General features: G+C 69.5%; 13 protein-coding genes. 10 read left to right on the forward strand and 3 right to left on the reverse strand.

The features are described 5' to 3' along the window. The 3 genes from ABLE93_RS02575 to ABLE93_RS02585 all read left to right on the forward strand — a co-directional run bounded on the left by ABLE93_RS02575 (window position 1) and on the right by ABLE93_RS02585 (window position 5,023). Window positions 1–1,107 (forward strand): TRAP transporter substrate-binding protein, encoded by a 1,107-nt coding sequence (locus ABLE93_RS02575; RefSeq protein WP_348837719.1) that lies wholly within the window; start codon window positions 1–3, stop codon window positions 1,105–1,107. 29 nt (window positions 1,108–1,136) lie between these two features. Beyond that, entirely contained in the window at window positions 1,137–3,848 is a 2,712-nt protein-coding gene (locus tag ABLE93_RS02580; protein ID WP_348837720.1) for a bifunctional diguanylate cyclase/phosphodiesterase, read from the forward strand. A gap of 119 nt (window positions 3,849–3,967) precedes the next feature. Further along, entirely contained in the window at window positions 3,968–5,023 is a 1,056-nt protein-coding gene (locus tag ABLE93_RS02585) for an aldo/keto reductase (protein WP_348837721.1), read from the forward strand. A gap of 31 nt (window positions 5,024–5,054) precedes the next feature. Here ABLE93_RS02585 and ABLE93_RS02590 read toward each other — a convergent pair whose 3' ends face one another. Further along, complete coding sequence (locus tag ABLE93_RS02590) at window positions 5,055–6,452, reverse strand: ATP-binding protein (protein WP_348837722.1); 1,398 nt, start codon at window positions 6,450–6,452, stop codon at window positions 5,055–5,057. Next, on the reverse strand, window positions 6,449–7,168 hold the full coding sequence (locus ABLE93_RS02595; RefSeq protein WP_348837723.1) for a response regulator: 720 nt from the start codon (window positions 7,166–7,168) through the stop codon (window positions 6,449–6,451). Before ABLE93_RS02595 ends, ABLE93_RS02590 begins: the two co-directional genes overlap by 4 nt. Before the next feature lie 225 nt (window positions 7,169–7,393). Between ABLE93_RS02595 and ABLE93_RS02600 the strand changes: the two genes are divergently transcribed. Genes ABLE93_RS02600 through ABLE93_RS02615 form a run of 4 tightly spaced genes read left to right on the forward strand, consistent with a single transcriptional unit; the run spans window position 7,394 to window position 14,502 of the window. Next, complete coding sequence (locus tag ABLE93_RS02600; RefSeq protein ID WP_348837724.1) at window positions 7,394–9,682, forward strand: PepSY domain-containing protein; 2,289 nt, start codon at window positions 7,394–7,396, stop codon at window positions 9,680–9,682. 11 nt (window positions 9,683–9,693) lie between these two features. Continuing rightward, on the forward strand, window positions 9,694–11,202 hold the full coding sequence (locus ABLE93_RS02605) for an efflux transporter outer membrane subunit (protein WP_348837726.1): 1,509 nt from the start codon (window positions 9,694–9,696) through the stop codon (window positions 11,200–11,202). A gap of 16 nt (window positions 11,203–11,218) precedes the next feature. Further along, window positions 11,219–12,532, forward strand: coding sequence for an efflux RND transporter periplasmic adaptor subunit (locus ABLE93_RS02610; protein ID WP_510182960.1), 1,314 nt, complete (start codon window positions 11,219–11,221; stop codon window positions 12,530–12,532). Between the two features lie 2 nt (window positions 12,533–12,534). Next, entirely contained in the window at window positions 12,535–14,502 is a 1,968-nt protein-coding gene (locus ABLE93_RS02615; protein WP_348837727.1) for a MacB family efflux pump subunit, read from the forward strand. A 10-nt stretch (window positions 14,503–14,512) separates the two neighbouring features. On the opposite strand, the gene ABLE93_RS02620 is transcribed toward ABLE93_RS02615, so the two are convergent. Next, on the reverse strand, window positions 14,513–15,397 hold the full coding sequence (locus tag ABLE93_RS02620; protein WP_348837728.1) for a tetratricopeptide repeat protein: 885 nt from the start codon (window positions 15,395–15,397) through the stop codon (window positions 14,513–14,515). A 557-nt stretch (window positions 15,398–15,954) separates the two neighbouring features. On the opposite strand from ABLE93_RS02620, the gene ABLE93_RS02625 reads away from it, so the two are divergent. The 3 genes from ABLE93_RS02625 (at window position 15,955) to ABLE93_RS02635 (ending at window position 19,457) form a co-directional block, all read left to right on the forward strand. Further along, window positions 15,955–18,237, forward strand: coding sequence for a TonB-dependent receptor (locus tag ABLE93_RS02625; protein ID WP_348837730.1), 2,283 nt, complete (start codon window positions 15,955–15,957; stop codon window positions 18,235–18,237). Between the two features lie 110 nt (window positions 18,238–18,347). Next, on the forward strand, window positions 18,348–19,031 hold the full coding sequence (locus ABLE93_RS02630; RefSeq protein WP_348837731.1) for a Fe2+-dependent dioxygenase: 684 nt from the start codon (window positions 18,348–18,350) through the stop codon (window positions 19,029–19,031). Window positions 19,032–19,283: 252 nt separating this feature from the next. Beyond that, a complete protein-coding gene (locus ABLE93_RS02635; RefSeq protein ID WP_348837733.1) occupies window positions 19,284–19,457 on the forward strand; it encodes a hypothetical protein in 174 nt (57 codons plus the stop codon). Window positions 19,458–19,462 lie beyond the last annotated feature (5 nt).

The following is a 19,462-nucleotide window of genomic DNA, read 5'->3' on the forward strand; positions in this document are numbered from 1 at the left end:
ATGTATGGACGTACTGTCGCTTCTACTTCTGCGCCCCAGGGGCTGGTGAAACGTCTGGGGGGAGCGGCCCTCACGCTACTCGCTCTCCTCGCCGGCACGCCTCCGGCGGCCGCCGAACATGCGGGCGATGGCAGGATCCACCTGCAGATCGTTGGGGGCCTCGCCGGCGTCACCCAATACACCAAGCTGGAGCAGCCGTTCTGGCAGAACGAGATCGCCGAGCGCTCCAACGGCCGCATCACCGCCAGCATCCGCCCGTTCGACGGGGGCGGACTGCGCGGGCAGGAGATGCTCCAGCTCATGCGGCTCGGCGTGGTCCCCTTCGGCACCGCCCTGCTGTCCCTCGTGTCAGGGGATGACCCCGAGCTCAACGCCGTGGACCTGCCGGTCCTCAATCCGGACATGGCGACGCTCCGGCGCAGCATCGCCGGCTTCCGCGAGCATCTCGCCGAAGTGCTGCGCGTGCGCTACGATATCCAGCTCCTCGCGGTCTATGCCTATCCCGCCCAGGTGCTGTTCTGCACCCGGCCCTTCTCCGGCCTCACCGACCTCGCCGGCCGCAAGATCAGAACCTCCTCGGTGGGCCAGTCCGAACTGATGTCCGCGCTCGGCGCGGTGCCCGTGCTGCTGCCCTTCAAGGAGATCGTGAGTGCGCTGAAGTCCGGCGTGGTCGACTGCGCCGTCACCGGCACCCTCAGCGGCTACGAGATCGGCCTTCAGGGCATCACCGACTACGTGCACAGCATGGCCATCACCTGGGGCCTGTCCTTCTTCGGGGCCAACATGGTCGCCTGGAACGCGCTGTCGCCGGAGGACCAGAAGATCATCAGCACCGGCATCGCCGACCTCGAACGCCGCATCATGGACCAGGCGGAGGCCGATACCGCGCGCGGTCTCGCCTGCAACACCGGCGCCATCGCATGCGGCGCTTCCGGCGGCCCGCCCATGAAGCTCGTGCCCGCCTCCGCGGCGGACGAGGCGCGGCGCCAGGAGCTGCTGAGCAAGATCTCGCTGCCACGCTGGATCGAGCGCTGCGGCGCGCCCTGCGCCGAGGCATGGAACCTCCATCTGGCGCCCACCCACACCTTCACCGTCAAGGCCGAATAGGCCGTGCAGAGCCCTGGCATCCGCCGCGCATGATCTGGCATCGCCTCAAGCTGATCGTCGTCGGCGGCATGAGCCTACTCCTGCTGCTGCTGGCGACGGGTACGGCTCTGCTTCTCGACCGCGGCGAGACCGTCGCCATGCCCTCGGCGCAAACCAGTCTGGAGCGCTCCGCCCAGGCGGTGGAAAATGCGCTCAATCGCCAGCTTCTCCAGGTCCACGGCGCGCTGGCGAGCCTGCCGAACCTGTTCGCCGCCGCGCGGGTTTCGCCGACCGACAGGCCCGCGGCGGCCGAGTTGCTGCGCGGCCTCAACTTCCAGACCCTCGCCTTCCGCGACCTTCTGCTGGTGGGTCCCGACAGCGCCGTTCTTGCTTCGGCGCGCATGCGGCGCGCCAACCGTTCGCTGCCGATCACCGCTGCCGCGCTCCAGCGCGAACCCATGACCCTGCTCGGGCCGGTGCTCAACCCCATCACCGGCGACTGGTCGCTCTATGTGGCGCGGGTCGTCTCGGGCTGGAACGGCGTCATCCCCGTCGCGGAAGTTCCCATCGGCACGCTGATGAGCCTGCTTTCGGAGACCGACGTGACTCCCGGCGCGCGCATCCTGCTGGAGCGGCCGGATGGACAGCTCATCGCCGCCCTGCCCCACGACGAGGTCCAGACGGGCAAGGTGAGGCCCAACGCGCTTGGCATGCGCCCGGCGGGCGGGAAGGCCTTCACCCGCGTCATCGACGGCGAGGAGGTGCTCGCCGTGGTGCGCACCTCGCTCTACAACGAGGTGCGCGTCGTCCTCGCCGAGCCGCTGGACGTGGCGATGGCCGCCTGGAGGCGGGATCGCGACCGCACCACGGCCGGCGCGACCCTGGCCGGGCTCGCCATCGCCATCTTCGCCGCGACGCTGTTCATCGCCCTGCGGCAGCGCGAGATCGCCGAGGCCGACCGGACGCGGGCCGCTGCCGTGCTCGCCAATGCCGTGGACGCCATGTCCGACGGCTTCGCCATGTGGGACCCCAACGACCGGCTGGTCACCTGCAACCAGCCCTTCCGCGACCTCTACCCGCGCGCGGCGCCCTTCATGGTCCCCGGCGCACGCTATGAGGAGATCGTGCGCAAGGGCGCGCATGCCGGGCAGTTCGACACCGAGAGCGAGGACGTCGACCAGTTCGTCGCCATGACCCTGGCCTGGCACCGCGCCGCAAACCAGCCGCTGGAACGGCGCCTCGGCGATGGACGCTGGGTGCTGATGAAGGAGAGCCACACCGCCGACGGCGGCACCGTGGCCATCCGCACCGACATCACCGCGCTCAAGACCATGGTCGCCAACCTGGCCGAGGCCAACGCCCGGGCCAAGGACGCCATCGAGGAGACGCGGCGCCAGAACGAGGTGCTGGTGGAGCGCGAGGGGCGCATCCGCTTCCTCGCCCACCACGACGACCTCACGGGCCTCGCCAACCGCGTGCTGTTCCGAACCCAGATCCAGGAGGCCTTGCAGACCTCGCGCGAGCGCGACCTGCGCATGGCCCTGCTCTATCTCGACCTCGACCGCTTCAAGGACGTGAACGACACCCTCGGCCACCCGGTGGGCGACGCGCTGCTGCGCGCGGTGGCGAAGCGGCTGCGGGCCTGCGCCGGCGCGTCGGAGTGCGCGCGTCTCAGCGGCGATGAATTCGCCGTCATAAGCCTCGCGCCGACCCAGCCGGACGAGGCCGAGGCGCTCAGCCGCGCCATCATCCAGGCGCTCGGCCGCCCCTTTGGCATTCTGGGCCACACCATCTCCATCAGCGTCAGCATCGGCCTCACGGTGGCGGACGATTCCAACGCCGATGCGGACGCGCTGCTCAAGCAGGCGGACCTCGCCCTGTATCAGGCGAAGGGCGGGGGCCGCGGCACCGTCTGCATCTTCGCGCCGGAGATGGACGCGCGGCTGCATGCGCGGCTGCAGATGGAGGCGGACCTGCGCCAGGCGCTGGCGCAGCGGCAGTTCGCGCTGGCCTACCAGCCCGTCTTCTCGCGGGCGTCGGGCGCGGTCTGCGGCTTCGAGGGGCTGCTGCGCTGGCACCATCCCCGGCTCGGCCTCATCCATCCCAACATCTTCATCCCGCTGGCGGAGGAAACCGGACTGATCGCCGAGATCGGCACCTGGGTGGTGCGCCGGGCCTGCGCCGACGCGAGCCTTCTGCCGTCCCACATCAAGGTCGCGGTCAATCTGTCGCCGGTGCAATTGAGCTCGGGCAATCTGCTGGAGGTGGTGGGCGAGGCGCTCGCCGCGAACGGGCTGGACGGCCGCCGGCTCGAACTGGAGATCACCGAGACCGCGCTCTTCGCCGAGAGCGAGCGCAACCGCGACATGCTGCAGCGCCTCAAGGACCTCGGCGCCGCCATCGTGCTGGACGATTTCGGCACCGGCTATTCGAGCCTCAGCCATTTGCGGGTGTTCGCCCTCGACAAGATCAAGATCGACCGCTCCTTCGTGGCGGAGATGGCGCAGCGGCCCGACAGCGCGGCGATCGTCGAGGCCATCGCCAGGCTCGCGGGAAGGCTCGGCATCGGCGCCACCGCCGAGGGCATCGAGACGGCGCAGCAGCTGGCCATCGCCTGCAAGGTCGGCTGCACGGAGCTCCAGGGCCACTATCTCGGCCTCCCCGCGCCGCTGGAGGAGGCCATGGCCAAGGCGAGCGCGATGCGCCTCCCGCCTTTCCCGTTCGCGGCAGAGGAAAGGCCCGGCGACGCCTGCGCGCCCTGACGTTCGGTCAGGGTCCGCGGAAGCCGAAAGTGGCGCGCGACACCAGCGTTCCGCATTGACAGGCGGGGCGTCCTGCCGTCCCTTCTGCGTCCTCTCTGCCCTCCCGGACCTCCTCCCGCATGCTCGACTATCGTCCTCTTGGACGCACCGGCCTTTCGGTGTCCTCCATCGCGCTCGGCACCATGACCTTCGGCCAGCAGAACACCGAGGCCGAAGGCCACGCCCAGCTCGACCTTGCCCGCGACCGCGGCATCAATCTCATCGACACTGCCGAGCTTTATTCGATCCCGCCCAAGGCCGAGACGCAGGGCTCTACCGAGCGCATCATCGGCAGCTGGCTGAAATCCCGCGGCGGACGCGACAAGATCATTCTCGCCACCAAGGTCGCCGGCCGCTCGGACAACACCTATCTGCGCGCCGACGGCGCGCCCACCCGGCTCAATGCCCGCAACATCAACGCCGCCATCGACGGCTCGCTGAAGCGCCTCGGCACCGATTATGTGGACCTCTACCAGCTCCACTGGCCCGACCGCGCGGTGCCGCTGTTCGGCCACGCCCGCGGCAGCCGCGCGCGCGGCGGCGGCGACGGGCCCGATGTGCCGATCGAGGAGACGCTCGCCGCCCTCGCCGACGTGGTGAAGGCCGGCAAGGCCCGCCACATCGGCCTGTCCAACGAAACCGCCTGGGGCCTGCACGCCTTCCTCGCCGCCGCGCAGCAGGGCATCGGCCCGCGCGTCGCCTCGGTACAGAACGCCTACAACCTCATCAATCGCACCTATGAGGCGGGGCTTGCCGAATTCCACCAGCAGGAGGACGTGGGCCTCCTTGCCTATTCTCCCCTCGCCCAGGGCTTTCTGACCGGCAAGTATCTCGCCGGCGCGCGGCCACCCGGCGCGCGCAACACGCTATTCAACCGCGGGCAGCGCTACGAGAAGCCCGGCGCGGAGGAGGCCATCCGCGCCTATATGGACCTCGCCGCGGAGCTCGGCCTCACGGTGGTCCAGCTCGCCATCGCCTACGTGACCAGCCGGTCGTTCGTGACCTCCAACATCATTGGTGCCACCTCCATGGCTCAGCTGGAGGAGAACCTCGCGACGCTGGATGTGGTCATCACCCCGGAGATCGAGGATCGCATCGACGCCCTGCACCAGCTGCACGGCAGCCCGGCGCCCTGAGGCGCCAGAGGGCTGCTCACTTCGCCCTGGGTCAGGCGGTCGGCAGGGCGATCTCAGCGGTGAGGCCGCCGCCCGGCCGGTTCGACAGGGTGAGTTCCCCGCCGTGCGCCTTCACGATGCTGCGGGCGATGGCGAGGCCGAGGCCCATGCCGCCGGTTTCCTGGCTGCGGGACGGCTCGAACCGCACGAACGGCTGGAACGCCTGCTCCAGCTGGTCCTCGGCGAGGCCCGGCCCGTCGTCCTCCACCCGCACGCAGACCGTTGCCGGCGAGGGGCGCAGGGTGGTGACCTTCGCGCGGCGGCCGTAGCGGACGGCGTTGTCCACGAGATTGCGCAGCGCCCGCCGCAGGGCGACGGGGCGGCAGGCCAGCAGCACGTCGGCGCCCTCGTCGGCGATCTGCGCATCGGCGCCGACGCTGGCGAACTCCTCCACCACGTCGGCGCAGAGGGCATCGAGATCCACCGTCTGGGTCGCCTCCGAGGTGGCCTCGGCGCGGGTGAAGGCGAGGGTGGCCTCGCAGATGGCCACCAGTTCGTCGATGGTGGCGACGATGTCGGCGCGCACCTCCTGATCGTCCACGAACTCGGCCTTGAGACGCAGCGTGGTCAGCGGCGTGCGCAGGTCATGGCTGATGGCCGCCAGCAGGCGCATGCGGTCGCGCACGAACTGGCTGAGGCGCTGCTGCATGGTGTTGAAGGCGAGGGTCGCCGCCGCCACCTCCGCCGGACCGCGCAGCGCGAGCGCTTCCACCGTCTCGCCCCGCCCGAACCGCTCGGAGGCGTCGGCCAGCGATCGCAGCGAGCGCGTCTGCAGCCGCACGCCGGCGATGGTGACCAGCGAGACCGCCAGCGCGGAAATGAGGAAGGACAGCAGCGTCGGCCGGTTCCAGATGCCCGGCAGCACCACCACCGTGTTCATGTGCAGCCAGCGTGTCCCCGAGAGGGGCACGGAAAAGGCGACCATGCCGAAGCTCTTGCCCTCCACGACGCCGGTGGCGTCGCGCCGCGGCCGCGGCGCGCGCTGCGGGCACAGCCGCTCCCAGCTGCCGTCGGTGGCGATGTGCACCTCCGGGCGCCCGGCCCCCGTCGCACGCAGCCGGCGCTGGAGCAGGCGGGCAAGACCGTCCTCGGCGCGCGTCATCTCCCGGCTTTCGGGCGGCTCGGAGGCGACCCACGCGCAGGCGCCGCGGGAGCCGAAGGCGGCGGCGAGCCGGTCGGCGTCCTCCGCCGGCATGGTCTCGATCAGGCGGGCAAGCGTCACCGTCTGGCTGAGGGCCTGGCCACGCACGATGTCCACGACGATGTTGTCGTGCTCGCTCTGGAGCACGATCACCAGGATCAATTGCGACAAGGCGAGGGTTGCCACCAGCAGCAGCACGAGGCGGCCGGCGAGGCTGCGCGGCCAGAGGAACCGCGCGAGGCGCCTCACGTCTCGACCTCCACCGGCGCGGCGAAGACGTAGCCGTCACCCCACACCGTCTTGATAAGCGCCGGCTGCTGCGGATCGCGCTCGATGCGGCGGCGCAGCCGGCTGACCAGATTGTCGATGCTGCGGTCGAACACCTGGGCCGGCCGTCCGGCGGTGATGTCGAGCAACTGGTCGCGGGAGAGCACCACGCCCGGGCGGGTGACGAGGGCGAGGAGCAGGCGGAACTCGGCGCTGCCGAGGCGCACCTCGCTGCCGCTCTCGTCGAGCAGCACCCGGCGGCCGGGATCCAGCTGCCAGCGATCGAAGCGGTAGCGGCTCGGCTCGCCCTGCGCCGTGCGCGCCGGCCCCTGCGCCCGGCGCAGGATGGCGCGGATGCGGGCGAGCAGCTCGCGCGGATTGAACGGCTTGGTGACATAGTCGTCGGCGCCGATCTCGAGCCCGACGATCCGGTCCGTCTCCTCGGCCACCGCGGTCAGCAGCACGACGGGAATGTCGCTGGTCTGGCGCAGCTGGCGGCACAATGTGAGCCCGTCGTCGCCGGGCATCATGATGTCGAGCACCACGAGATCGAAGGTGCCGGTGCGCATCTGCTGGCGCATGTCGGCGCCGCCGGCCGCAACGCTCACCCGCATTCCGTTCCGCGCCAGATATTTCGCGAGCAGTTCGCGGATCTCGCGGTGATCGTCGACGACGAGAATGTGCGGCGTGCGTTCCATTGGTCCCCAAAATCACCGGGGCGCGACGCACGGCCGCGCCTGCCGGTCATAGCTGGCGGAAAAGCGCCGGCATTCTGCGCCCGGCCCGGCGACTTGAGCGGAGCGCCGGGTGCCGTGCCAGCACGATTTTGTATCCGAATATGTCACGGCTGCCGAGTGAGACGAGCAGTTACGAAGCCGCTGCGCTGGGACAAATTTCCAGGACGGGTATGATCCATTGATAACGTGAACGTCCTTCGCCAGACCCGCCTCGCGCCGTCCAGCCAGCATGTGCCGTTCTGCCTTACGGAGTTCGTCATGTCGCTTGCGCCTGTTCGGTTTGGTCTGGCGTTCCTGCATCGCTGGATCAGCCTCATCCTCTTCCCGGTGTTCCTGGTGATCATCGTCACCGGCGCGATCCTGTCATTCCGCCCCATCGTGAACAGCGGTCCCCCGGCGGTCCCGCCGGGCGCCGGCGTGGACGTGCCGGCGCTTACGGCCCTGCTTGGAAAGATCGAGGCTGCCGGACAGGTCGGCGCGGTGAGCGTGACCGGCGGCGGCCGCGCCGTCACCGTCATGTCGCAGGATCCCAAGGTCGCCGGCCGCTGGGAGATCGCCACGGGGGCGCATACGCCCGCGCCGGTGGGCGGCATCGACCTGTTCCGCACGGCCGAGGGCCTGCACAAGTCGCTGCTGCTCGGCCTCGGCATCGTGGTGGAGGTGGCGAGCTTCCTCATGCTCGGGATCATGGTGGCCGGGCCGTTCCTCGCCTGGCTGCGCTTCCGCAACAGCCTCATGGGCTGGCACACCGCCGTGGGCTGGTGCCTGCTGCCCCTCACCCTCACCTCGCCGGTCACCGCGGTGATGCTGACGCTGGGCATCGGCGAGGGCCAGCGCCCGCAGCTGCCGCGCACCAAGCGGCCCATCGCCGTGAGCGAGGCCGTGACCATCGCCTCCCGCACCCTGGACACCACCCGCATTGCCGGCCTACGCCGGTTCCGCGGCGGAACGGTCATGCTTCAGCTGGCCGGCGATGGCGCCGGCACGAAGCCTGCGTCGTTCATCGTCACCGATTCCGGCGCCACGCCGCTCACCGGCGGCCCGAGCCTGGTCAAGCAGATCCATGAGGGCACCTGGGGCGGCGCATGGTCAGGCACGATTAATTTCGCCATCTCCCTCGCTTTGCTTGGCCTCAGCGTGACCGGCATGGTCTCGTGGGTCCGGCGCTGGCGGCGCAACCGTGCCCGGCCGCTGGCCGCCGGCTCGGACATCCTCGTCGCCCACGCCAGCCAGACCGGAACCGCGGCGCGGCTCGCCGCAGCCACATGCGACGCTTTGACGGCGGCGGGCGAGCGGGCGACCCTCGCCCCCCTCGGCGCGGTGAAGCCGGCCGAGCTCGCCCGCTTCCGCACCGTGCTTCTGGTCGCCTCCACCGCCGGCGACGGCGAGGTGCCCGATGGTGCCCGCGGCTTCGCCAAGGCGCTCAAGCCCGGCCTGTTGAAGGGGGTGCGCGTCGCCGTCCTCGCGCTGGGCGATCACAGCCACGCCCATTTCTGCCGCGGCGGCCGGCGTTTGCGCGACGCGCTGGTCGCCGCCGGCGCCGACGAAGCCGTGCCCCTGTGGGAGGTGGACGGCGACCCCTCCGCCCGCTTCGTGTCCTGGATCGACGTGCTGCGCGCCGAGCTGGAACTGAAGTGCGAGGTGCCCGGCCTCGCCCCGGTGAGCCCGCCTGTCGCGCTCACGGTGGCCGAGCGGCGGCGGCTCGACGACCCGGCCCGCGGCGGCACGCTGGAGACCTGGCGCATCCTCTTGCAGGGCCCCGGCGAGCTCGCCTTCCGGCCCGGCGACCTTGTGCGCGTGTCGCCCGGCGGCGGAGACCGGCACCGCTCCTATTCGGTGGGCAGTTCGAGCCGGGTCGATCCCGGCCGCATCGAGCTGACGGTCCGCCTGCACGCCTGGAGCGGGGAAGATGGGACGCCGCAGGTGGGCCGCGTCTCCGGATTCCTGGTGCGAGAGGCGGCGGAAGGCGCGGTGATCGAGGCACGGCTCGATCCCCACCCCGGCTTCAACCCGCCCTCCGACCCGCAATGGCCCATCCTGATGATCGGCGCCGGCTCGGGCATCGCGCCCTATCCCGGCTTCATCACCGAGCGGCGAGCCTCCGGGCGGCCGGGGCTGGCCTGGCTCATCTTCGGCAACCGCCACCGCGACGGCGACTTCCTGTGGCAGGAGCTGTTCGAGGAGGCGCTGCGTGACGGCACGCTGACGCGCATGGATACCGCCTTCTCCCGCGATCCCGACGACGGCGCCCGGGTGCAGACCCGGCTCAGGGAGAATGCGCCGGCGGTCTTCGACTGGCTGGTGGAACGCAAGGCCATGGTCTTCATCTGCGGCCGGCGTGCCATGGCGCAGGAGGTGGAGGCGGCCATCGCCGATATTCTGGTGTCCGAGGGTGGGTTGAAGCCCGAAGCGGCGCAGGACGAGATCGGCCGCTGGCTTGCGGAGGGGCGCATCCGGGTGGATACGTTCGACTGATGCGACACGAGATGACCGTACGCAGCTTTGCCGCAAGGTTCGGCCCGGTGGCCGGATGCCTGATGGCCCTGGGCCTCGCCGCCTGCGCCGTGGGACCGGAGTACGACACGCCGGCGCTGTCCGTGCCCGCCCATTGGGGCGCCACCGCGCGGCCCCGCGCCGAGGCGGTGCCGAACCTGAAGGCGTGGTGGCGGCGCATGGGGGACCCGCTGCTCAACGCGCTCATGGAGGAGGCGGTGGCCGGCAATCTCGATGTCGCCACCGCCAAGGCCAATGTGCGCTCCGCCCGCGCCAGCTATCGCCAGCAGGTGGGCGGCCTGTTTCCCCAGGTCTCCGGCAGCGCCTCGGGCACGCGCGGCGACAGCGGCGGCGGAGTCAGCTCCGGGGGCGACGTCACCGTGGACAACAGCTACGGCCAGTATCAGGCCGGGCTCGACGCCAGCTGGGAGATCGACCTCTTCGGCGCCAACCGGCGCGGCGTGGAGGCGGCGGCCTTCGGCGTCGATGCCTCGGTGGACGACCTCGACGCCGCCCTGCTGACGCTGGTGGGCGACGTCGCCTCCAATTATGCCGACGCGCGCGGCTATCAGGCGCAGATCGCGCTGGCGCGGCGCACCGCCGCCTCGCAGCGCGAGACCGAGTCGCTCACCCGGCGCAAGCTCGAGGCCGGCGCCGCCACCGCCGTGGACGTGGCCAACGCCTCGGGGCAGGTGGCGAGCACGGAAGCCAATATCCCGGACCTGGAGGCGGCGCTGGCTGCGAGCGTGCACCGCCTCTCGGTGCTCACCGGCCAGCCGCCGTCGGCGCTGGCCCGGCGCATGGCGGCGGTCCGCCCGGTGCCCAGCCCGCGCCTGCCGGTGCCCCGCGGCATCCCCGCCGACGTCCTGGTGAACCGGCCGGACGTGCGCGCGGCCGAGCGCCGGCTGGGCCAGTCCACGGCGCTCATCGGGCAGGCGGAGGCCAACCGCTATCCCGCCATCAGCCTCTCCGGCAACATCGACGCCAGCGGCTCCCAGCTCGGCGATCTCGGTCGCGCCTCCTCCATCAGCTGGGCCTTCGGCCCGACCCTCACCGTGCCCATCTTCACCGGCGGCCAGCTGAAGGCGATCGTGGACCAGACCGAGGCAGCGCGCGACGCCTCCTTCCTGGCCTACCAGTCGTCGGTGCTGCTAGCGCTGGAGGAGGTGGAGAACGCCTCGGTCTCGCTCTCCCAGCAGCGCATCAAGACCGGCAAGCTCTCGATCGCCGCCACCGCCTATCGCGAGGCGGCGCGGCTCTCCAGCTCCCTCTACCGCAACGGCGCGTCGAGCTTCCTCGACGTCCTGACGGCGGAGCGCTCGCTCTATTCGGCCGAGACCCAGCTCATCCAGAGCCGGGTCTCGACGGCCAAATACTACATCGCCCTCAACAAGGCCCTCGGCGGCGGCTGGGACGGCATGGTCGACAGCGCCACGCCCGTGGTGGTCGACGGCTACACCGGGCCGCACTTCGCCCGCCTCCCGCCGCTGGCGAGCCAATGACCGGACGCGTACGCCCATGAATGCCCTGCCGCCCCTGAACGAGGTTCCCCTCGCCCCGCCGGCCACCGCTCCGATGGCCCCGCCGCGGCCCGCAGCGGCCGCCCCGCCCCGGCGCCGGCGGCTGTGGCGCTGGGTGCTGCTCGCGCTCCTCATCGCCGCCGCCGCCTACGGCTATTCGCGCTACACCGCCCCCGTGCCCGGCGCCGGCCTGATGAGCGCGCCGGTGGTGCGCGGGACGGTGGAGGAGACCGTGCTGGCGAGCGGCACGTTGAAGCCGGCCCGGCTGGTGGCGGTGGGCTCGCAGGCTTCCGGCCGCATCCTCTCGCTCAAGGTGAAGCTCGGCGAGCGGGTGAAGAAAGGCGACCTCATCGCCCAGATCGATTCCGTCACCCAGGAGAACGCGCTGAGGACCGCCGAGGCCTCGCTCGCCAACACGCGCGCCCAGAAGGCGGAAAAGGAGGCGACGCTCGTGCTGAACGAGCAGACCCTCGCGCGCCAGCGCACCATGGTGGCGCAGAAGGCGGTCTCCCAGGCGGACTTCGAAACGGCGGAGGCCGAGGTGAAGGTGACGCGCGCGCAGCTCGCCGCCCTGGACGCGCAGATCGTCGGGTCGCAGGTGGCGGTGGACACGGCGCGCGCCAATCTCGGCTACACCCGCATCACCGCCCCCGCCGACGGCACGGTGCTTGCCACGGTGGCGCAGGAAGGCCAGACGGTGAACGCCTCGCAATCGGCGCCCACCATCGTCATCCTCGGCGATCTGGACGTGATGACGGTGCGCGCCGAGATCTCCGAGGCCGACATCGTGCGCGTCGCCCCCGGCATGCCGCTGTGGTTCACCGTGGTGGGCGCGCCCGACGAGCGCCATACGGCCAAGCTCGACTTCATCGAGCCGGCGCCCGAATCCATCAAGAGCGACAGCAGCTTCGCCACGACCACGAGCAGTTCCTCCTCGTCGTCCAGCAGCACGTCGTCCGCCATCTATTACATCGGCGTGTTCGACGTGCCGAACCCCAAGGGGCGGCTGCGGACCTACATGACCGCCGAGGTGCACATCGTGCTTGGCCGTGCCGAGGGCGTCCTCACCGTCCCCGCCACGGCGCTGGAGCGGGCGGGGCGCGGCTATCGCGTGCGGGTGCTCAGCGCCGACGGCACGGTGGAGCGGCGCCGCGTCGAGGTGGGGCTAAACGACAAGGTCACGGCGGAGATCCGCTCCGGCCTTGCCGAGGGCGACCGGGTGGTGACGGGCGAATCCCTGGCGGGCGCAGGCGGGCCTCCGGGCGCGGGCGCGTCGCAGCGCCGTCCCCCCTCGCCCATGGGAGGGCTGTGAGCATGGAGGCGCCGCTCATCCAGCTGAAACAGGTGTGGCGCGAGTATCCCTCCGGCGAGGGCACCATCGCGGCGCTCAAGGGCATCGACCTCGACATCCGCGCCGGCGAGATGGTGGCCATCGTCGGCGCGTCAGGCTCGGGCAAGTCGACGCTGATGAACATCCTCGGCTGCCTCGACCGCCCCACCTCCGGCAGCTACCGGGTGAGCGGCAAGGAGACCTCGGCGCTGGAGCCCGACGCGCTGGCGGCGCTGCGCCGCGAGCATTTCGGCTTCATCTTCCAGCGCTATCACCTGCTCGGCGAGCTGACCGCCCTGGGCAATGTGGAGATCCCCGCCGTCTATGCCGGCGCCACCCCCGACGCGCGACGGACGCGGGCGGAGGCCATTCTGGCCCGCCTCGGCATGGCCGACCGCACCGGCCACCGGCCGGGCCAGCTCTCCGGCGGACAGCAGCAGCGCGTCTCCATCGCCCGCGCGCTGATGAACGGCGCCGACGTGATCCTCGCCGACGAGCCCACCGGCGCCCTCGATTCGCGCAGCGGCGCCGAAGTGCTGCGCATCCTCGACGAACTGAACACCGAGGGGCGCACCATCATCATCGTCACCCACGACATGAAGGTGGCCGAGCGCGCCCAGCGCATCATCGAGATCCGCGACGGCGAGATCGTCGCCGATCGCCCGGGCGGCGCCCGCACCGCAGGCCTCGGCGGCGAGGCGGCCAAGGGTCCGCGCGTCGGCTCGGGCCGCGCCGCGCGCTGGCGGGCCTATGCCGACCGGCTGCGGGAAGCCTTCGTGATGGCGCTGCTCGCCATGAACGCGCATCGGCTACGCACCTTCCTCACCATGCTTGGTATCATCATCGGCATCGCCTCGGTGGTGTGCGTGGTGGCACTGGGCGAGGGCTCGCGCCAGAAGGTGCTGGCCAACATCTCCAGTCTCGGCACCAACACGCTGGAGATCTTCGCCGGCCGCAGTTTCGGCGACACGCGGTCGGGCCGCATCACGACTCTGGTGGTGTCCGACGCGGACGCCCTCGCGCGCCAGCATTACGTGGCCGCGGTGACGCCGACCGTATCGAAATCCAGCACCGTGCGCTTCGGCGCCACCGAGGCGAGCGCCCTCGTCAACGGCGTGGGCGAGGGCTATTTCGAGGCCAAGGGCGCGCGCCTCGCGCAGGGCCGCTTTTTCGATGACGACAGCGTGCGCAACCGGGCGCTCGAAGCCGTCATCGACGAGAACACGCGGCGCACCCTGTTCCGCGAATTTCCCGGCAGCCCGCTCGGTCAGGTGATCCTGCTTGGCGACGTGTTCGTGCGGGTGGTGGGGGTGGTGGCGCCGCAGCAGTCGGGCTTCGGCTCCAGCCAGAACCTCAACATCTACCTGCCCTTCACCTCGGTGCAGACGCGCTTCGTCGGGTCCACCTCGCTGCGCTCCATCACCGTGAAGGTGACCGATGACGCGCCCATGGACGTGGCCGAGCAGCAGGTGACGCGCTTCCTCACCCAGCGCCATGGCACCAAGGACTTCTTCATCATCAACACCGACGACATCCGCAACACCATCACCGCCACCACTGAGACCATGACGGTTCTCATCGCCGCCATCGCCGTCATCTCCCTCATCGTCGGCGGGATCGGCGTGATGAACATCATGCTGGTGTCGGTGTCGGAGCGGGTGGGCGAGATCGGCGTGCGCATGGCGGTGGGCGCACGGCAAAGCGACATCCTCAGCCAGTTCCTCATCGAGGCGGTGCTGGTGTGCCTCGTGGGAGGCATCGCGGGAATCGGCCTCGCCCTCAGCTTCGGCGTGGCCTTCGCTTATTCCGGCTCGAATTTCACGCTGATCTATTCCGCCTCCTCCATCGTCGCGGCGGTGGTCTGCTCGAGCCTGATCGGCGTCGGCTTCGGCTATCTGCCGGCCCGCAATGCCTCGCGGCTCGATCCCGTGGCGGCGCTGGCGCGCGACTGAGTTCGCGCTCCTAGGTCCGACGCCCGAGGAGGGTGGCGGAGAGCGTCGCCGAAAGACGGGCCGTCAGGCGGCGCCGCGGCGCGGGCCTGCGCGCCGCGGCCTCGGCCTGAAGCGCCGCCTCGCGCGCTGCCCGCCGGGCGTCTCCATCCTGCGCCCGGGCGAGCGCGCGGGCGGCGAGTGCGTCGAGGGCCGGATCGCCCGCGTCCCTCAGCCCCTCCGCCGCGAGCCGGCAGAAGTCCGGCACCGCGGATTCGATGGAGCGGGCAAACCATGCCAGCGCTTCGTCGCGAAAACCGTCCTCATATCGGGTGCGGGCGAAATCGAACTGCCCGCGATAGTCGCCGCCTATGGCTGCGCGCCTGTACCAGCGGCGCGCGGCGAGAGGTCGCGGCTGGCGCCCCCAGCCGTGCTCCAGGAACCGCCCGACCATGGCCATCGCCTTGGCGTTTCCGCCCCGTGCTGACCGCACATACCAGCCGAGCGCCTCGACGCGATCGGCCGCCGCGCGGTCCGGCTGGAGCAGCAGGGATGCGAGATTGAACTGCGCCCAGGCGTGGCCAAGGCTTGCGGCTGCACGATAGTGGCGTTCCGCCGCGGCGGCGTCGGGCGCGACGCCCCAGCCCAGTTCGTGGCATCGCCCCACCATGTTGATGCCGTCGAGGCTGCCGGCATCGCCGGCGATCCTGAACCAGCGCAGAGCCGCATCCACGTCGCGGGCCGTGCCTTCGCCATCAAGCAGCATCTGGCCCCACGCCACCTGCGCCGTCTTGATGCCGTTGTGGGCCGCCGCGCGCACCCACGGCGCCGCCTCTGCCGGAGACGCACCCATGCGCCGGCGCAGGCTCTCTTCGTCCATCTCCTTGAGAATCTTGTAGGAAATTCGCTCGTCAGACATCTCTGATCCTGGGCGCGCGGCGCCGGGCAGCGGTGGATGCGCAAAGGGAGAAAGCCAAGGACCGGTGAAGGGGCGCCCCTGTCAATAGACGCGCGGCAGCAGAATACAGATCAGAATTATTATGATTTCAAACCGAGTATGGAATTGTAACGCACAGCATCAGAGTGCAACGAAGACCTCTGATCCAGCCAAACTTAGACCTAATAAAAAACATAATTGTTGCAAGGCCAGGCGCTCGTTCCTTATACCTCGATATATGGCAATGCATCTTCCGCTTCCATTGACTGGCCCCAGCCGATGGCGCCGACTTGCATGAATATACGATCCGATTTGCCTGGGTTTTCGAGCGGGAATTCCTCGATTTCTTTGGACGACTCAGAGTATAGACTTCACCAATATTGATTTAGGTAAATCCGAGACCAGCACACCAAGTTCCTTGATGCCGCTCGGCATTGAATTCGTCGAAATGGCCTCAGTACACGGGGGAAGAAGTTATGGGAGCGTTGACGACACTTCGTCCCGCGATGTCGCATTCCACGGTCACCATGGGACTGGCGATGACCATGTCTGCGGTGCCTTTGCTCGATGCGCTCGCGCAACAGACGCAGGCGCCCGCGGCGGGATCGAGCGAGACCGACCTGCCCACCATCGTGGTCGGCAGCGACGGAGAGCCGGTCAATTCGCTGGAGGCGACCACCGGCCTCTCCCGCCTTCCCGGCACCATCCAGGACACGCCGCAGACCGTCACCGTCATCTCTCAGGAGACGATGCAGCAGCAGGGCGTGACGACGCTTGAGCAGGCGCTGCGCAACGTCCCGGGCGTCACCGTCGCCATCGGCGAGGGCGGCGGCGGCATGAACGGCGACCAGTTCCGCATCCGCGGCTTCCAGGCCAAGGGCGACATCTACATCAACGGCCTGCGCGACTTCGGCGTGTACGTGCGCGACAGCTTCGCCTACCAGAACGTCGAAGTGTTCAAGGGCCCGAGCTCCGAGAGCTTCGGTATCGGCACCACCGGCGGCGTCATCAATACCGAGCTCAAACAGGCGCACCGCGGCAACGTCTACGATTTCGAGGGCCAGTACGGATCCGGGCCGCTCTATCGCGGCGTGTTCGACCTCAACCAGCAGCTCAACGACACCACGGCCGTGCGCATCGTCGGCATGGTCAACGAGCAGGACATCGTCGGCCGCGACCACGTGGAATCCAACCGCTGGGGCCTCATGGGCTCCGTGGGCTTCGGCCTCGGCACGAACCAGACCTGGTACCTGAACTATCTGTACCAGCACGGCGAGCGCACGCCCGACTATGGCGTGCCGATCCTCACGCCCAATTTCGGGGACATCAAGAAGTTCGGGTCGATCGGCCAGCCGGTCACGGAATGGGGCGTGCCGCGCTCCACCTTCTACGGCAAGGAGACTGACCGCGACATCTCCGACGCCAACATGTTCACCTCGAACTACAAGAACGAGATCAACGACTGGCTGACCATCACCAACGACAGCCGCATCGGCTACTACAACCGCAACTTCGCCACCACGGTGCCGGGCTGCGCGGCGGGCGCCACCTCCTCCACGCCGGCGACCCCGGCGAGCTATGCCGCGAGCTGCACCGGGCAGTTCTTCGCGGGCAACAACCCCGCCATATCGTTCGGCGGCGGCAATCCGGGCTTCGATCAGGAAAGCTGGGCGGCGCAGAACGTCGCCACCATGATCGCCAAGTTCAACACGGGGTGGCTGCGCCACGAGGTGGTGACGGGCATCGACTATTACGTGGTCAATGACGAGCGCACCCTCATCTCCGTCAGCGGCAGCAAGGGCACCTCGCACATCTGGAACCCCATCTACGCCAACACGACCGGCTACTTCCTCTACAACAATCCCTACGGCAACAATGGCCAGAAGATCAGTGACACCTCGGACTTCGGCTTCTTCGCCAGCGACCGCATCTGGTTCACCGACCAGATCTCCATTCTCGCCGGCGCGCGCTGGGACAGCTATTCGACGGACTATAAATACTGGTGCGTGAACACGGCCGGCACCTGCGCGGGCAGCCCGGGCACCTGGGTGAACACCGAAGCGGACACGCAGTTCTGGAGCCCCAAGGTCTCGCTCATCTGGGAGCCCACCAAGACCCAGACCTACTACGTCTCCTACGCCAAGTCGTTCACCCCCCAGGGCGCCTTCCCCACCAACGATTCCACGGTGGTCAGCCCGACCCAGCCCAATCTTGATCCCGAAGACAACGAGACCTGGGAGGCGGGCGCCAAGATCTCCGTGCTCGACGGCAAGCTCGGCCTCACCGCGGCGATCTTCCGCGTCGAGAAGAGCAACGTCTCCTACGTCGATCCGGTCACGCTCAGCCCGGTGCCCACCGGCGAGACCCAGCGGGTGCAGGGCGTCGAGCTCGGCATGACCGGCAACCTCACCGATGCGTGGACCATCCAGGCGGGCTACGCTTATTACGACAGCACCGTGCTCACCTCGCCCACCGCCAGCTACATCGGCAACCAGGTGGCGTTCGTGTCGCCCAACAACTTCACGCTCTGGACCACCTACGACCTCATCCGCGGCGGCGTCGTGAAGATGCTGCCGGGCCAGCTGCTGGTCGGCGGCGGCATCACCTATGCGGATCAGTACTTCACCAACAGCGGCAACACCTCGATCATCCCCGAGACCTTCTCGCTCGATGCGCTCATCTCCTACAAGTACGACAAGTACCGGATCGCGCTGAACGGCTACAACCTCACCGACGCGCTCAACTATTCGAGCGGCTTCGGCAACCGCGCCATCCCGGCCTCGGGCCGCAGCTTCACGCTGACGGTGGGCGCGACATTCTGAGCGCCGTGCCGGGCGCGACTTGAGGACCGGGGCTTGCCCCAGGATCGGTGCAGGCGGAGCGGGCGCGCAGCCCCTTCGCCTGCACCTTCGTCTTTGACAACGGATGGGTCATGCTGGTCGAAATTCCCAATCTCCTGACCGCGGCGGAAGTCGCCCATTGCCGCAGCGTTCTGGAGGCCTCCCAGTGGGTCGACGGGCGCGTCACCGCGGGCCAGCAGGCGGCGAAGTCCAAGGCCAATCTCCAGCTTCCGGTCGAGTCCAAGGAGGCGCTGGAACTGGGCGATCTCATCCTGCGGGCGCTCGGGCGCAACCCCACCTTCAATTCGGCGGCCATGCCGCTCCAGGTCCTGCCGCCCATGTTCAACCGCTATGACGTGGGCATGAAGTTCGGCGCCCATGTGGACGGCGCCATCCGCGCCATTCCTGGCGCCGGCCGGCGCATGCGCTGCGACGTCTCCACCACGGTCTTCCTCACCGATCCGGCCGATTACGAGGGCGGCGAGCTGCTCGTCGAGGACACCTTCGGCGTGCACGAGGTGAAGCTCGCGGCCGGCTCTGCGGTGGTCTATCCCTCCAGCAGCCTGCACAGCGTGCGGGAAATCACCCGCGGCAGCCGGTGGGGGGCGTTCTTCTGGACCCAGTCGATGATCAAGGAGGACGAGCGGCGCGCCCTTCTGTACGACCTCGACCTCGCCATCATGGCGATCCGCGCGCGCCTGCCGGACGAGGACCCCTCGGTGCTCGGCATCACCAACGTCTATCACAACCTGCTGCGCCAATGGGTGGAGATGTGAGGGGCGGCATCGCGCCGGGCGGGTCGACGGCGCGGTTCAAGACCTTTCCCCCGCCATCCGCGTCAAGCCGGGGGTGTGCCGAACCCGCCCGGATCCAGCGCCCGCCCATTTTGGCGGCAGCCTGAAACTTGAGCCGCGGCCGGCGGATTTCGCCTTGCCGCGGGTGCGCGGCGTTCCTACCCTCGCGATACAGCTCGACGCGCGGGCGCGCAGCCCTTCGGGGGAGGACGCCGCCTTCGGGGAGGACGCGTCATGAAATGGGACAAGGGCAACACTACGGTCATGCCGCGCATCGTCCCCGGCACGACCATCCGCATTCGCGCCCCGTGGCAGAAGAAGGCGCCGCAGCGCACGCCGCTGCGCCCCGGCGGCCCCGTCCTGCGCATCGTGGAGACACCGCCGGCCGAGGGCGAGGACAAGGCCTGACCGGG

This window comes from Xanthobacter pollutisoli, from assembly GCF_040044995.1.
Lineage (GTDB): Bacteria > Pseudomonadota > Alphaproteobacteria > Rhizobiales > Xanthobacteraceae > Xanthobacter.